Annotated in this window: 16 protein-coding genes; 8 read left to right on the forward strand and 8 right to left on the reverse strand. The window is 54.5% G+C overall.

The window, feature by feature from the left end; all coding sequences use genetic code 11:
* Positions 1 to 4: 4 nt before the first annotated feature.
* Together dinG and rhlE are read right to left on the reverse strand one after the other, a co-directional pair.
* Positions 5 to 2,155 carry an ATP-dependent DNA helicase DinG gene (gene dinG, locus ACU8YC_RS09000; RefSeq protein ID WP_286537963.1) on the reverse strand — a complete coding sequence of 717 codons (2,151 nt, stop codon included), beginning with the start codon at positions 2,153 to 2,155 and terminating at the stop codon, positions 5 to 7.
* 96 nt (positions 2,156 to 2,251) lie between these two features.
* Positions 2,252 to 3,595 carry an ATP-dependent RNA helicase RhlE gene (rhlE, locus tag ACU8YC_RS09005; RefSeq protein ID WP_151219604.1) on the reverse strand — a complete coding sequence of 448 codons (1,344 nt, stop codon included), beginning with the start codon at positions 3,593 to 3,595 and terminating at the stop codon, positions 2,252 to 2,254.
* A 221-nt stretch (positions 3,596 to 3,816) separates the two neighbouring features.
* Here rhlE and cecR point away from each other — a divergent pair, with 221 nt between their 5' ends.
* The 5 genes from cecR to ACU8YC_RS09030 are packed head-to-tail and all read left to right on the forward strand — an operon-like array spanning position 3,817 to position 9,458.
* Entirely contained in the window at positions 3,817 to 4,494 is a 678-nt protein-coding gene (gene cecR, locus ACU8YC_RS09010; protein WP_151219603.1) for a transcriptional regulator CecR, read from the forward strand.
* The gene (gene hlyD, locus ACU8YC_RS09015; RefSeq protein ID WP_151224986.1) at positions 4,491 to 5,486 is read left to right on the forward strand and encodes a secretion protein HlyD; all 996 of its coding nucleotides are present in this window, start codon (positions 4,491 to 4,493) and stop codon (positions 5,484 to 5,486) included. Before cecR ends, hlyD begins: the two co-directional genes overlap by 4 nt.
* Positions 5,479 to 7,215 carry an ATP-binding cassette domain-containing protein gene (locus tag ACU8YC_RS09020; protein WP_286543593.1) on the forward strand — a complete coding sequence of 579 codons (1,737 nt, stop codon included), beginning with the start codon at positions 5,479 to 5,481 and terminating at the stop codon, positions 7,213 to 7,215. The genes hlyD and ACU8YC_RS09020 overlap by 8 nt, the downstream gene beginning before the upstream one ends.
* Positions 7,208 to 8,341, forward strand: a complete 1,134-nt coding sequence (locus tag ACU8YC_RS09025) for an ABC transporter permease (RefSeq protein WP_003831545.1) — start codon at positions 7,208 to 7,210, stop codon at positions 8,339 to 8,341. The genes ACU8YC_RS09020 and ACU8YC_RS09025 overlap by 8 nt, the downstream gene beginning before the upstream one ends.
* A gap of 10 nt (positions 8,342 to 8,351) precedes the next feature.
* Positions 8,352 to 9,458, forward strand: a complete 1,107-nt coding sequence (locus ACU8YC_RS09030) for an ABC transporter permease (RefSeq protein WP_003837035.1) — start codon at positions 8,352 to 8,354, stop codon at positions 9,456 to 9,458.
* Here ACU8YC_RS09030 and ACU8YC_RS09035 read toward each other — a convergent pair.
* Positions 9,420 to 9,830, reverse strand: coding sequence for a YbhQ family protein (locus tag ACU8YC_RS09035; protein ID WP_016152353.1), 411 nt, complete (start codon positions 9,828 to 9,830; stop codon positions 9,420 to 9,422). The two genes, ACU8YC_RS09030 and ACU8YC_RS09035, sit on opposite strands and share 39 nt — an antisense overlap.
* 131 nt (positions 9,831 to 9,961) lie before the next feature.
* Between ACU8YC_RS09035 and ACU8YC_RS09040 the strand changes: the two genes are divergently transcribed.
* The 3 genes from ACU8YC_RS09040 to ACU8YC_RS09050 are packed head-to-tail and all read left to right on the forward strand — an operon-like array spanning position 9,962 to position 12,923.
* Complete coding sequence (locus ACU8YC_RS09040) at positions 9,962 to 10,723, forward strand: endonuclease/exonuclease/phosphatase family protein (protein ID WP_210904860.1); 762 nt, start codon at positions 9,962 to 9,964, stop codon at positions 10,721 to 10,723.
* Entirely contained in the window at positions 10,720 to 11,961 is a 1,242-nt protein-coding gene (clsB, locus tag ACU8YC_RS09045; RefSeq protein ID WP_151219600.1) for a cardiolipin synthase ClsB, read from the forward strand. The genes ACU8YC_RS09040 and clsB overlap by 4 nt, the downstream gene beginning before the upstream one ends.
* Positions 11,961 to 12,923 carry a lysylphosphatidylglycerol synthase domain-containing protein gene (locus ACU8YC_RS09050; RefSeq protein ID WP_187252759.1) on the forward strand — a complete coding sequence of 321 codons (963 nt, stop codon included), beginning with the start codon at positions 11,961 to 11,963 and terminating at the stop codon, positions 12,921 to 12,923. Before clsB ends, ACU8YC_RS09050 begins: the two co-directional genes overlap by 1 nt.
* 39 nt (positions 12,924 to 12,962) lie before the next feature.
* Here ACU8YC_RS09050 and ACU8YC_RS09055 read toward each other — a convergent pair whose 3' ends face one another.
* The 5 genes from ACU8YC_RS09055 to moaB are packed head-to-tail and all read right to left on the reverse strand — an operon-like array spanning position 12,963 to position 15,404.
* Positions 12,963 to 13,667, reverse strand: coding sequence for a Bax inhibitor-1/YccA family protein (locus ACU8YC_RS09055; RefSeq protein ID WP_038639068.1), 705 nt, complete (start codon positions 13,665 to 13,667; stop codon positions 12,963 to 12,965).
* 44 nt (positions 13,668 to 13,711) lie between these two features.
* Positions 13,712 to 14,164, reverse strand: a complete 453-nt coding sequence (gene moaE, locus ACU8YC_RS09060; protein WP_187260183.1) for a molybdopterin synthase catalytic subunit MoaE — start codon at positions 14,162 to 14,164, stop codon at positions 13,712 to 13,714.
* 1 nt (position 14,165) lies between these two features.
* Positions 14,166 to 14,411: a molybdopterin synthase sulfur carrier subunit gene (gene moaD / locus ACU8YC_RS09065; RefSeq protein WP_446895232.1), complete on the reverse strand. Its 246-nt coding sequence runs from the start codon at positions 14,409 to 14,411 to the stop codon at positions 14,166 to 14,168.
* Complete coding sequence (gene moaC, locus ACU8YC_RS09070) at positions 14,404 to 14,889, reverse strand: cyclic pyranopterin monophosphate synthase MoaC (RefSeq protein WP_151219597.1); 486 nt, start codon at positions 14,887 to 14,889, stop codon at positions 14,404 to 14,406. The genes moaD and moaC overlap by 8 nt, the downstream gene beginning before the upstream one ends.
* Before the next feature lie 2 nt (positions 14,890 to 14,891).
* Positions 14,892 to 15,404 (reverse strand): molybdenum cofactor biosynthesis protein B, encoded by a 513-nt coding sequence (gene moaB / locus ACU8YC_RS09075; RefSeq protein WP_003035187.1) that lies wholly within the window; start codon positions 15,402 to 15,404, stop codon positions 14,892 to 14,894.
* Between the last annotated feature and the right edge of the window lie 2 nt (positions 15,405 to 15,406).

A 15,406-nucleotide genomic window follows, 5' to 3' on the forward strand; every position in this document is an offset into this window, starting at 1 on the left:
ATCGTTAACGCCGACGGCGACGCGTAGGTTTCGTTTTTTCTTTTGGTTTTACTATAACGTCTGGCACAGCAGGTTGCTCTATCGGAAATATGGGTAACGCGTTCAGTAAACGCTTGCCATAATTTTTGGTCAATAAACGTTTGTCATAAATAACCACTTCTCCCCAGCAGCCGTGGCTACGAATGAGTCGCCCAACCTGCTGGATCAAATTGAATGACGCCGCAGGCAGGCTTTGAACCTCGAAAGGATAGCGATTCAGGCTTTTCAACCACTCGCCCTCGGTGATCACCACCGGGCTATCGATCGGCGGAAATGCAATTTTGTGAATATGCACCTGGGTCAGCAGGTCGCCTTTCAAGTCCAGACCTTCAGCAAAAGATTGCAGCCCAACCAGCACGCTGCGCTCGCCGTTGGTCACCCGTTTGCGGTGCAACTCTACCAGTCGATAGCGCGGCTGATCGCCCTGCACCAACAACAGCAGACGCAGATCGGTGACGTGCTCAAGAAAACGCTGCATCGCCCGACCGCTGGCAAACAGCACCAGCATCCCCTGATGCTTTTTGCTTTCTAACTGTTCGCGGAAATAGGCGGCCATTTCCGCGATATGTTGCTCTTCGTTATCAATTAACGGTTCGTAGCGCATCTGCGGAATGACGATTTTGCCCTGTTCAACGTGATTAAACGGTGAATCCAGCGCGACAAACCGATCCCCTGCTTTTTCCTTCAGCCCACTCATCTCCTGCAAACGCGAGAAGCTGTTGAGCGAGCGCAGCGTTGCGGAAGTGACAATAATATGCGGGACGCTACGCCACAGCAGGCGTTCAAGCTGATCGCTCACACGGATCCCCACGCAGTGGAACCAGACGTGGATTTGCCCGTCACGCACCTCGCGCGTCGCCCATTTACTCACCGGCGCGCCTGACGACTGCGCGATCGATGCCAGCCGCCACAGTTTGCTTTGCGACTCAAACATGCCCAGCGCCCGGTTCATCTGCAAAATAACCCGATGCAGACGCACAACATCGTGCGTGCCAGTTTTTTCGCTGAGATCGTTGAGGAACAGTTCCGCCAGCCCGCGCAGCATTTCCGTAAGCTTTGCCAGACGCTGACAAATCTCCATCACTTCTGCAGGCAGTTCGCCCATCGCAAAGCGGTGTTCCGCCTCCTGAGTAGCGGGCATATACAGATTAAGAATGCTATTAAGCGATGAAATCAGTTCATACAACTCTTCACAGTGAGCGTTCAGACGCTCGGCGTTCGCCAGCGGCGGCGTAGTTTTCGGGCGAAACTGTTCCAGGCAGGTCGCCACTAATTTGCAGAACAGATCCAGCTGGAGCCGATACCAGGGGGCGCTGATTTCTGCGCTCATCTCCAGCGCATCACGCGCGACGTCCGGCAGGTGGTGGCCTTCATCAAGGACCAGCAGCAGATTTTTCGGCTCCGGCAACACAGCTTCGCTTTCCATAGCCGCCATCACCAGCGCGTGGTTGGCCACCACCACTTCAGCCTCCTGAATCTCGCGGCGGGCGACAAAAAAGGGGCACTCACGATAGTAGTGACAGTTACGATTCAGACAGCTGGCTTTATCGGTGCTCAGGCGTTGCCAGAGTCCGTCATCGATGGCGATATCCGTGTGATCGCGCAGCCCGTCCCACTTGTAACTGTCGAGATCGCCTTTTAGCCTGGCGCAGCGCTTTTGTTCTTCCTGGTTATTGGGCGTCAGGTCATCGTCGAGAAAGGCCAGCAGATCCTGCTGATTGGGTTCGGTACTGGCCAGCGCCGCTAAATTACGCGGGCAAACATAGCGTCCGCGACCAAACGCGGCGGTAAAACGTAGGTCAGGGATAATTTTGCGCAACAGCGGTAAATCTTTGCTGTAGATCTGATCCTGCAAAGCAACATTGGCGGTACTGACCACCAGCGTTTTTTGTTCTTCACGCGCGATGGCAATACCGGGGAGCAGGTACGACAGGGTTTTCCCCACTCCGGTCGGCGCTTCAATCGCCAGATGCCGCCCTTCTTCACCTGCCAGCGTTTTCGCGACGTCGGCAATCATCTGCCGTTGCGGCGCACGGGGGATAAAGTCGGGGATCTGTTCCTGAAGCGCCTTATACCAGGCGGCGATTTGCGCTTTTAACGCGGCCGTTAGTGCCATGAGAAAACCTGAAATACTGTATAAACAGCCACTATTGTGGCACTTTCTGGTACGTGTCGCAAAAAGAAAAGCCCGACCTTTCGGCCGGGCTCGCAATTACTGCGCGGAAGACGGTTTGCGCGGACGGCGCGGTGGACGAGGCTTATCGCCCGCCGGTTTGCCTTCGCCGCTACGCGGTTTCGCTTTTGGCGCACCGCCATCCTGACGACGCGGCTGCTGGCCACGCCCGGCTCCACCCTGACCGCGACCGCCACCGCCACGCTGCTGACGACCGTTCTGGATCGGCTCGGCTTTGATGGATGGGTCCGGCTCGTAGCCTGGCGTCGCAATACGCGGGATCTCTTTTTTCAGCAGCTTCTCAATGTCACGCAGCAGCTTGTGTTCATCGACGCACACCAGAGACAGCGCTTCGCCAGTGGCGGCAGCACGACCGGTACGACCAATACGGTGCACATAATCTTCCGGGACGTTTGGCAGCTCGTAGTTCACTACGTGCGGCAACTCTTCAATGTCCAGGCCACGCGCGGCGATATCCGTCGCCACCAGCACGCGAATATCACCGGATTTGAAATCAGCCAGCGCACGTGTACGCGCCCCCTGAGATTTGTTACCGTGGATCGCCGCGCTGCGAATACCGTCTTTATTTAGCTGTTCCGCCAGATGGTTCGCACCGTGTTTGGTACGGGTAAATACCAGCACCTGCTGCCAGTTGCCCTGACCAATCATCTGCGACAACAGTTCACGTTTGCGTTTTTTATCCACGAAATGCACATGCTGAGTCACCTGCTCTGACGCGGTATTACGACGCGCCACTTCAATTTCCAGCGGGTTATGCAGCAGCTTTTCGGCCAGCGATTTAATATCGTCAGAGAACGTTGCAGAGAACAGCAGGTTCTGGCGTTTTGCCGGCAGCTTCGCCAGAACACGACGAATGTCGTGAATGAAGCCCATATCCAGCATGCGGTCAGCTTCATCGAGTACCAGGATCTCAACATGATCCAGTTTCACCGCATTCTGGTGTTCCAGATCGAGCAAACGGCCAGGCGTGGCAATCAGCACATCCACGCCGCCGCGCAGCTTCATCATCTGCGGGTTGATACTAACGCCGCCAAAGACCACCAGCGAGCGGATGTTCAGATACTTACTGTAATCACGTACGTTTTCGCCAATCTGAGCCGCCAGTTCGCGGGTTGGCGTGAGGATCAGCGCACGCACCGGACGACGACTTTTACCATGCGGCTGATGAGTAATCAGGTGCTGCAACAGCGGCAGGGTAAAACCTGCCGTTTTCCCCGTACCGGTCTGGGCGCTGGCCATCAGATCGCGGCCTTCCAGCACGGCAGGGATTGCCTGCTGCTGAATAGGGGTAGGTTCACGGTAACCCTGTTCGGCAACGGCACGTAAAATATCAGGGTTTAAACCAAGGGAATCAAAAGACATAACAACTCCGAACCGCCCTGACCGTTACCGGTGTCGTTTTCAGGGAGATACATACAATAGAGATGACAAAAACCACAATGTCATGAAGGGGCGGAGTGTAGCAGTTTTTGTGATGTGCCGCATAAATTATCCCTGCTGAGGAAAATAACGCCCCGGACTGGACAAGGTTGCACATCAGTCATAATCTTAATCAATCGATTGATTAAGATCAGAGTCGTGCCATGAATACACCCACCATGACAACCAAAGGTGAACAGGCAAAAAATCAGCTTATTGCCGCCGCGTTGGCACAGTTTGGCGAGTATGGTCTGCATGCCACCACGCGCGATATCGCCGCGCAAGCCGGGCAAAATATTGCGGCTATCACCTACTATTTTGGCTCAAAAGAGGATTTGTATCTCGCCTGTGCCCAGTGGATTGCGGATTTTATCGGCTCACAGTTTCGCCCGCACGCTGAAGAAGCTGAGCGTTTGTTTGCCCAGCCAAAGCCGGATCGTGGCGCAATGCGCGAATTGATCCTGCGCGCCTGCAAAAATATGATCACGCTGCTCACCCAGGAAGACACCGTAAATCTGAGCAAATTTATCTCGCGCGAACAGCTTTCACCCACCGCGGCTTATCAACTGGTGCACGACCAGGTTATCAATCCGCTGCATACACACTTAACACGCCTGATTGCTGCTTATACAGGCGGCGATGCCAACGATACCCAAATGATTCTGCACACCCACGCCATCCTCGGCGAGGTGCTGGCCTTTCGTCTTGGGAAAGAAACCATTCTGTTGCGTACAGGTTGGTCACAATTTGATGAAGATAAAAGCGCGCTGATTGACCAAACGATCACCTGTCACATCGATCTTATTCTGCAAGGTTTAACGCAAAGGAGTCTGGAGTCATGAAAAAACCTGTCGTGCTCGGGCTGGTTATCGCGGCCCTCGTTGCCGTGATTGCCGGTGGAACGTGGTGGTATCAAAGTCGGCAAGATAACGGCCTGACGTTGTACGGCAATGTCGATATCCGTAGCGTCAACCTGAGTTTTCGCGTTGGCGGCAGGCTGGCCTCACTGGCGGTTGACGAAGGCGATGCTATTACAGCCGGTCAGGTGCTGGGTGAACTGGATCACGCCCCATATGAAAACGCGTTAATGCAGGCGAAAGCCAATGTTGCCGCCGCCCAGGCGCAATACGATCTGATGCTGGCCGGGTATCGCACAGAAGAGATTGCTCAGGCAGCAGCGGCCGTCAAACAGGCGCAGGCCGCCTATGATTACGCGCAGAACTTTTATAATCGGCAGGTAGGATTGTGGAAAAGCCGCACCATCTCCGCCAACGATCTGGAAAATGCCCGTTCATCACGCGATCAGGCGCAGGCTTCGCTGAAATCTGCGCAGGACAAACTTACCCAGTATCGCAGCGGTAATCGTGTACAGGACATTGAACAGGCGAAAGCCACGCTCGAACAAGCTCAGGCCCAGCTTGCGCAGGCAGAGCTCAATTTACACGACACCACGCTAATCTCCCCGTCTGACGGCACACTACTCACCCGTGCGGTGGAACCTGGTAGCATGCTGAACGAAGGGGGCACGGTACTGACGTTGTCGCTTACGCGTCCGGTTTGGGTTCGCGCCTACGTAGATGAGCGGAATCTGAGCCAGGCCCAACCGGGACGCGAAATCCTGCTCTACACCGATGGCCGTCCGGACAAACCGTATCACGGTAAAATCGGCTTCGTGTCGCCTACTGCCGAGTTTACGCCGAAAACAGTTGAAACTCCTGACCTGCGCACCGATCTGGTTTATCGCCTGCGTATTGTGGTGACCGACGCGGACGATGCGCTGCGCCAGGGAATGCCGGTAACGATCAAATTTAGTGACGAGGCACGGCATGAATGATGCCGTTATTACGCTCAAAGGGCTGACAAAAAACTTTGCCGGAATGGAAAAACCCGCCGTCGCCCCGCTCGACTGTACCGTGCATGCGGGCTACGTGACCGGACTTGTCGGACCGGACGGCGCGGGGAAAACCACGCTGATGCGCATGCTGGCAGGATTGTTAAAACCCGATGCAGGAAGTGCTGCGGTGATTGGTTTTGATCCCATCAAGGACGACAGCGCGCTGCATGCGGTGCTGGGCTATATGCCGCAGAAATTTGGTCTGTATGAAGATTTAACCGTCATGGAGAACCTCAATCTCTATGCCGATTTGCGCAGCGTCACCGGTGAAACGCGAGAAAAAACCTTTGCCCGGTTACTGGAATTTACCTCGCTGGGGCCATTTACCGGACGACTGGCCGGCAAACTTTCCGGCGGCATGAAACAAAAGCTCGGGCTGGCCTGTACGCTGGTCGGCGAACCCAAAGTGCTGCTGCTGGATGAGCCTGGCGTCGGTGTCGACCCTATATCCCGTCGCGAATTGTGGCAAATGGTTCATGAGCTGGCCGGGGACGGTATGCTGATCCTCTGGAGTACGTCGTACCTGGATGAAGCAGAGCAATGTCGTGATGTACTGCTGATGAACGAAGGTGAGCTGTTGTACCAGGGCGATCCCACTCAGCTGACGCAAACCATGGCGGGTCGAAGCTTCCTGATGAGCAGTCCGCAGGAAAATAACCGCCGACTGCTGCAACGCGCGTTAAAACTGCCGCTGGTCAGCGACGGGATGATTCAGGGGAAATCCGTCCGTTTAATCCTGAAAAAGGACGTGACAGTTCAGCAGATTCAACGCGCTGACGGCATGCCGGAAGTAACCATCAACGAAACCGCCCCCCGTTTCGAGGATGCTTTTATCGATTTACTCGGCGGAGCCGGGACATCGGAGTCCCCACTGGGCGCTATCCTGCATACCGTAGAAGGCACGCCTGGCGAAACGGTGATCGAAGCCAAAGCGCTGACCAAGAAATTTGGCGATTTTGCCGCGACCGACCACGTAGACTTTGCCGTGCAGCGCGGCGAGATTTTTGGCCTGCTAGGACCCAACGGCGCAGGCAAATCCACGACCTTTAAAATGATGTGCGGCCTGCTGGTTCCCACGTATGGCAAAGCGCTGGTGCTGGACATGGACCTGAAGGTCAGCTCCGGCAAAGCGCGCCAGCATCTGGGTTATATGGCGCAAAAATTCTCGCTGTACGGCAACCTGACCGTTGAGCAGAACCTGCGCTTTTTCTCCGGCGTCTACGGCCTGCGCGGTCGGGCACAGAAGGAGAAAATCGATCGTATGAGCGAGGCATTCGGTCTGAAAAGCATCGCGTCTCACGCCACCGACGAACTGCCGCTGGGCTTTAAGCAGCGCCTGGCGCTGGCCTGCTCGCTGATGCATGAACCGGATATTTTGTTCCTCGATGAACCCACTTCCGGGGTCGATCCTCTCACTCGCCGCGAGTTCTGGCTGCATATCAACAGCATGGTGGAAAAAGGTGTCACGGTAATGGTGACTACCCACTTTATGGACGAGGCGGAGTACTGCGATCGCATCGGGCTGGTGTATCGCGGCAAACTGATTGCCAGCGGTACGCCGGACGACCTGAAAGCTCAGGCTGCCGACAACGACACGCCGGATCCGACGATGGAACAGGCGTTTATCACGCTAATCAATGACTGGGATAAGGAGCACGCGCATGAGTAATTCCGCTCTCTCCTGGCGTCGCGTACGCGCGCTGTGCGTGAAAGAAACCCGCCAGATCGTCCGCGATCCCAGCAGTTGGCTGATTGCGGTGGTGATCCCGTTGCTGCTGCTGTTTATTTTCGGCTACGGGATCAACCTCGACTCCAGCAAGCTACGGGTAGGGATTTTGCTCGAACAGCAAAGCGAAGAGGCGCTGGATTTTACCCATACCATGACCGGCTCGCCGTATATTGACGCCACTATCAGCGATAACCGTCAGGAATTGATTGAGAAAATGCAGGCCGGGCGCATTCGCGGGCTGGTGGTGATCCCAGTGGATTTCGCCCAGCAGATGGCGCGACCAAACGACGTGGCGCCGATCCAGGTGATCACCGACGGCAGCGAACCCAATACTGCCAACTTTGTGCAGGGTTATGTCGAAGGTATTTGGCAGATCTGGCAACAACAGCGGGCGGAAGATCGTGGAGAATCATTCAAGCCCTTGATCGACGTGCAGACCCGCTACTGGTTTAACCCGGCAGCCATCAGCCAGCATTTTATTATTCCCGGAGCGGTAACAATTATAATGACGGTCATTGGCGCGATCCTCACCTCATTAGTAGTGGCGCGCGAATGGGAACGCGGAACCATGGAGGCGCTGCTTTCTACCGAAGTCACCCGCGTAGAGCTGCTGCTGTGTAAACTGATCCCCTATTATTTTCTCGGCATGCTGGCGATGCTGCTGTGTATGCTGGTGTCGGTATTTATTCTCGGCGTGCCCTATCGCGGCTCGCTGCTAATCCTGTTTTTCATTACCAGCCTGTTTCTGCTGAGTACGCTCGGCATGGGCCTGTTGATTTCGACTATTACCCGCAACCAGTTTAACGCCGCTCAGGTGGCGCTGAACGCCGCTTTCCTGCCCTCGATTATGCTGTCAGGTTTTATCTTCCAGATAGACAGCATGCCCGCGATTATCCGGGCGGTAACCTACATTATTCCGGCGCGTTATTTCGTCAGCACCCTGCAAAGCCTGTTTCTGGCGGGAAATATTCCTGTGGTGCTAATTATCAACGTGCTGTTTTTAATCGCTTCGGCGGTAATGTTTATTGGCCTGACGTGGCTTAAAACCAAACGTCGGCTGGATTAAGGGGACGGGCATGTTTCATCGCTTATGGACGTTAATTCGCAAAGAGCTGCAATCGCTGTTACGCGAACCGCAGACGCGAGCCATTCTGATTTTACCGGTACTGATTCAGGTGATCCTGTTCCCGTTTGCGGCGACTCTGGAAGTGACCAACGCCACGATCGCTATCTATAACGAAGACAACGGTAAACATTCGGTGGAGTTAACCCAACGCTTCGCCCGCGCCAGCGCCTTTACCCATGTTCTGCTGCTTAAAAGTCCCCAGGAAATTAAGCCGACTATCGACACGCAAAAAGCCCTGCTGCTGGTGCGCTTCCCGGCCAACTTTTCGCGCAATCTGGACACCTTCCAGCAGGCACCCATGCAAATTATCCTCGATGGGCGTAACTCCAACAGCGCGCAAATTGCCGCCAACTACCTGCAGCAGATCGTTAAGACGTATCAGCAGGAGCTGATGGACGGCAAGCCGAAACCAAACAATAGCGAGCTGGTCGTGCGTAACTGGTATAACCCGAATCTGGATTACAAATGGTTCGTAGTACCGTCGCTGATCGCGATGATCACCACTATCGGCGTAATGATCGTCACCTCGCTGTCGGTTGCCCGTGAGCGCGAACAAGGCACGCTGGATCAGCTGCTGGTCTCTCCGCTTACCACCTGGCAGATTTTCATCGGCAAAGCGGTTCCCGCGCTAATTGTGGCAACCTTTCAGGCCACCATTGTGCTGGCAATCGGCATTTGGGCTTATGACATTCCGTTTGCCGGTTCACTGGGGCTGTTCTATTTCACGATGGTGATTTACGGGCTGTCGTTGGTCGGCTTTGGTTTGCTGATTTCATCGCTGTGCGCGACACAGCAGCAGGCGTTTATCGGCGTGTTTGTGTTTATGATGCCGGCGATTTTGCTCTCAGGTTACGTCTCGCCGGTCGAAAATATGCCGGTGTGGTTACAGAATCTGACGTGGATTAACCCAATCCGCCATTTTACGGACATTACGAAACAGATTTACCTGAAGGATGCGAGTCTGCAGATTGTCTGGGGAAGTTTGTGGCCGCTGTTGGTGATAGCGGCCACAACCGGCTCAGCGGCGTATGCGATGTTTCGACGCAAGGTGATGTAGCTTTTTGTCTTTCGCCAGCAGCGAGACCACGGCGGGTCCGGCCAGGATCACCAGCCCCGCCAGTGCCAGCAAAACGTTGTTTTGCAGCACGCGTGACAGTAACCACAGCACGATCATCGCAGCACCGAAATACCACGTGGTGGTGAGTTCTTCCAGCACATCCGCTACGTCGCGCCAGCGCTGTTCATGGTGACGTTGCAAGGCCAGCATTAATAAAACTGTTACGCCGTAAACGACGCATAATCCCAGGCCGACGCGCACCAACGTGCCGCTCATCCAGCCCATTACCAGCAACGCCACTACCAGTAAATGCAACACAATCTGCCAGCAACTTAGACCCGTTGCGACACGAACACGTTGTTGCCACCTCATGGCTTTTCTCCTGAAGGATTTTCAACTAATTGTTCAGAGTACCGGACTTTACGGAAAATTCCGCAACACTGCATCTTTTTGTGACGATGACTACACTATTTTATTTAGGAAGTGACGCCAACGGGAGGCTCATGAGCGGATCGGGAGTTCAATTTTCATTCAATGTGCTCACCATTAATACTCACAAAGGGTTCACCGCCTTCAATCGGCGTTTTATTTTGCCTGAGCTAAGGGAAGCCGTCAGAACGGTTGGTGCGGACATTGTATGCCTGCAGGAAGTGATGGGTGCGCACGAAGCTCACTCATTGCGCATTGAGAACTGGCCGGATACCACCCACTACGAATTTCTGGCGGACACAATGTGGAGCGACTTCGCCTATGGGCGTAATGCTGTGTACCCGCAGGGGCATCACGGTAATGCGGTGCTATCGCGTTATCCCATTGAACATGATGAAAATCGTGATGTGTCGGTCGGCGCGAGTGAAAAGCGCGGGGTGCTTTACTGCCGTATCGCGCCACCAATGCTCTCCCACCCCATTCATGTCATGTGTGTGCATCTCGGTTTACGCGAAGCTCATCGCCAGGCCCAGCTTGCGATGCTGGCTGATTGGGTAAATGCCCTGCCCGACGCGGAACCGGTGGTGATCGCTGGAGATTTCAACGACTGGCGGCAAACGGCCAATCACCCGTTGAAAACCAGAGCCGGACTTGACGAGATTTTTACCCGCGCCCACGGTCGCCCAGCACGCACATTTCCGGTGCAGTTTCCCCTGCTGCGTCTGGACAGGATCTATGTGAAAAACGCGAATGCCAGTACCCCAACGACGCTAGCGCTGCGTCACTGGCGACATTTGTCCGATCATGCCCCTCTGAGTGCGGAGATTCATTTATGAAATATGGCTGGCGTGAAGGCAATCAAATTCAACTGCTGGAAAACGGCGATCAATTCTACCCCGCCGTTTTTGACGCCATTAAACAGGCGCAACAAAAAATTATCCTTGAGACCTTTATCTGGTTTGAAGATGCGGTAGGAAAACAGCTGCATGCCGCGTTGCTCGAAGCCGCCCGGCGAGGAATCAAAGCAGAGGTGCTGCTGGATGGCTACGGCTCGCCGGATCTTAGCGACCGTTTTGTTGAAGAGCTGACCACAGCCGGCGTTGTCTTCCGCTACTACGATCCACGTCCGCGCCTGTTCGGTATGCGCACCAATCTCTTTCGCCGAATGCATCGCAAAATAGTGGTCATTGACGATCGTGTTGCTTTTGTCGGCGGCATCAATTATTCCGCTGAACATATGTCTGATTACGGCCCGGAGGCCAAGCAGGATTACGCCGTTCGCGTTGAAGGCCCTGTTGTGGCTGATATCCTGACATTCGTGCTGGAGAACTTACCGGGGCAAAGCGCAGTACGACGCTGGTGGCGACGTCATCATCGGGCCGTCGATAATCATCATCCCGGCGAAGCACAGGCACTGTTTGTCTGGCGTGATAATGAAGAACATCGTGATGATATTGAACGCCACTATCTGAAAATGCTAACCCAGGCAAGGCGGGAAGTGATTATTGCCAATGCCTATTTCTTTCCGGGCTATCGCCTGCTGCATGCCCTGCGTAAAGCAGCGAGACGCGGCGTGCGGGTAAAACTCATCGTCCAGGGTGAACCGGATATGCCGATTGTAAAAGTTGGCGCCCGCCTGCTGTACAACTATCTGGTTAAAGGCGGCGTCCATGTTTATGAATACCGGCGTAGGCCTCTGCACGGCAAAGTGGCACTGATGGATGACCATTGGGCAACGGTCGGTTCCAGCAATCTCGACCCCCTGAGCCTGTCGCTCAATCTGGAGGCAAATCTGATTATTCATGACCGCACGTTTAACCAGACTTTACGTGACAACCTGAACCCTATCATTGCGCAGGACTGCAAGCGTGTTGATGAATCCATGCTGCCCAAGCGCACCTGGTGGAACCTGACCAAAAGCGTACTGGCGTTCCACTTTTTACGCCACTTCCCGGCTCTGGTCGGCTGGCTACCGGCGCATACCCCGCATCTGGCTGAGGTAGAGCCGCCCGCACAGCCCACGCTGGAAACGCAGGATCGTATTCCAACTGAGGATGCAGGAGGAAAATCCTGATGGCAAAAAGCCACCGACGCTGGCGATTAGCGAAAAAGATCCTTACATGGCTGTTTTTTATTGCGGTCATCGTATTGCTGGTGGTTTATGCCAGCAAAGTCAACTGGCAGGAGGTGTGGACGGTCATCCGCGATTACAACCGGATTGCCCTGCTCAGCGCCGTGGGGCTGGTGATTGTCAGTTATTTGCTTTACGGCTGTTATGACCTGCTCGGACGCTATTATTGCGGCCATAAGCTGGCAAAACGTCAGGTCATGCTGGTGTCGTTTATCTGTTACGCCTTCAACCTGACGTTAAGCACCTGGGTAGGCGGTATTGGGATGCGCTATCGGCTCTACTCTCGCCTCGGATTACCGGGGAGCACAATCACCCGCATTTTTTCGCTGAGCATTACCACCAACTGGTTGGGCTATATTCTGCTGGGCGGTTTTATTTTTACCTTCGGCATCGTTGAACTGCCCGCACACTGGTATATCGATGAAGGTACGCTGCGTATTTTAGGCGTAGCGCTGCTGCTGATTATTGTCGTTTATCTGTGGTTTTGCGCCTTCGCTAAGCATCGACACATCACCATCAAGGGCCAAAAGCTGGTGCTACCCTCCTGGAAATTTGCCCTCGCGCAAATGGCGATATCCAGTGCTAACTGGATGGTAATGGGGGCGATTATCTGGTTGTTGCTCGGTCAGAATATCGATTATTTCTTCGTGCTGGGCGTGCTGCTGGTGAGCAGTATTGCCGGCGTAATCGTGCATATTCCGGCGGGGATCGGCGTGCTGGAAGCGGTCTTTATGGCGCTGCTGGCAGGAGAAAAAACGTCTCAGGGAACGATTATTGCCGCTCTGCTGGCGTATCGCGTGTTGTACTATTTTATTCCGCTACTTCTGGCACTGGTGTGTTATTTGCTGCTGGAGAGTCGGGCAAAAAAGTTGCGGGTAAAAAACGAGAAGGCGATGGCGAAATAATTCACCGGATGGCGGCTTACGCCATCCGGTAGCGGAAAATTAACGACGATTGCCGAAGATACGCAGCAGCATCAGGAACAGGTTAATGAAGTCCAGATACAGCGTTAACGCCCCAAGAATAGCGTATTTACGCAAGTTGGAACTGTCGCGCAGATCGATCTGCTCACCGATATTTTTCAGCTTCTGCGTGTCATAGGCGGTCAGGCCGACAAACACAATCACCCCTATGTACGTCACCGCCCACATCAACGCTTCACTCTTCAGCCAGAAGTTAACCAGCGAGGCCAGCACAATACCAATCAGCGCCATAAACAGCATATTGCCGAAGCCGCTCAGATCGCGCTTGGTGGTGTAGCCGTACAAACTCATGATACCGAACATCCCGCCGGTGACCACAAAGGTACTGGCGATAGACGAATAGGTATAGACAATGAAAATGCTTGATAGCGTCAGACCGGTTAACGCCGAGTAGAGCATAAATAGCGTGGTCGCCACACCCGCGCTAAGCTTTTGCACCATGCCAGACAGGACAAACACCAGCGCCAGTTGGGCGATGATCAGGCCAAAGAAGGTGATTTTGCTGGAGAAAACAAACATCATCACCGCAGGCGTATTTGCCGCATACCAGGCGATAAACGCCGTCAGCAACAGCCCGCAAGTCATCCAGCCATAGACCTGCGCCATATAGGTTTGCAGACCGGAACGCGCCTGCACAATAGAATCGGATCGTGGGAATCGGTCCATGACAATCTCCTGAATCAGTATGAGCCTAACACAAGTGTACTACTCTACCAGCGTTTTGCCGCCTGCTTATCGCTGTCGCGAGCATCAACCCAACGTTCACCTTCCGGCGTGGCCTCGCGCTTCCAGAACGGCGCGCGGGTTTTCAGGTAATCCATAATGAACTGCCCGGCATCAAACGCACTGCTACGATGCGCGCTGGTCACGCCAACAAAAACGATTTCGTCACCCGGCCACAGTTCGCCAATGCGATGAATCACTGTTACTCGTCCCAGCGGCCAGCGCGAACGCGCTTCGTCGACAATCTCCGCCAGCGCTTTTTCGGTCATCCCTGGATAGTGTTCCAGCGTTAACGCCTGCACGCTATCGCCGAGATTGTGGTTGCGGACTTTCCCGGTGAAAGTGACCACCGCGCCGTCCTCGTCACGTTCGGCCAGCCAGGGATATTCATCCCCGACACGAAACGCCGCAGGGCCAACAACAATTCGCGTTTCAGCCATCTTAGCCTCCGGTTACCGGTGGGAAGAAAGCCACTTCGTCACCCGCGTTAAGGGTATGGTCAAAATCGACCAGCGTCTGGTTTACCGCCGCCAGCAGCTTACCGTCTTCCAGCGCCAACGCCCAGCGATCGCTTTTTGCCGCAAGATGCTTACGCAGCGCTTCTACCGTTGCAAACTCGGCGGCGACCTCTAACACATCGGTATTTACCAGTTCGCGTACCTGAGCAAAGAAGAGAACCTTAATCATGCGCATCCACCTTAAAATCTCCGGATTTGCCGCCGCTTTTTGCCAGCAGACGCACCGGACCAATCACCATATCCTTTTGCACCGCTTTACACATATCGTAGATAGTCAACGCCGCTACGGAGGCAGCCGTTAACGCTTCCATTTCGACACCGGTTTTCCCGGTCAGGCGACACAGCGTTTCAATGCGTACGCGGTTGTGCTCAGGCTCGGCGTGCAGATTGACTTCCACCTTGCTCAGCATCAGCGGATGACACAGCGGGATAAGATCCCAGGTCCGTTTGGCGGCCTGAATACCCGCAATACGCGCCGTGGCGAATACATCGCCCTTATGGTGACTGCCATCGATAATCATCGCCAGCGTATCACTACGCATGGTAACAAAGGCTTCGGCACGCGCCTCGCGTACCGTTTCCGCTTTGGCGGAGACATCCACCATATGCGCTTCGCCAGCGGCGTTAATATGAGTCAGTTGCGACATACTTATTTCTTCAAATGTGGGTGGAAATTACACGGACGCGTACGGGCATCAAGCTGCGGCGCAATAATATTTTCCCAGGCGGTACGACACGCTTTGGTCGACCCCGGCATGGCGAAAATCAGCGTTTTATTGGCGACTCCGGCAATCGCCCGGGATTGCAGCGTCGCGGTGCCAATCTCTTCAAACGACAACATACGGAAGACTTCGCCGAACCCTTCAACTTCTCTGTCGAACAACGGTTGCAGCGCTTCCGGCGCCTGGTCCCCTTCGGTTAACCCGGTGCCGCCGGTGATGAGCACAACCTGCACGTCGTCACTGGCAATCCAGGCTGAAACCTGGGCGCGGATGGCGTAACGGTTCTCTTTGACAATCGCCTTGTCGACTATTTGATGACCCGCTTCTTGCGCCGAGTCACGCAGATAATGGCCGGAGGTGTCATCTTCTTCGCCACGACGATTGGAAACAGTAAGAATAGCAATGCGTGTCGGGATAAATTCAGCGCTTACCTGACTCATGA

The sequence above is a fragment of the Citrobacter sp. VF227 genome (genome assembly GCF_052950715.1).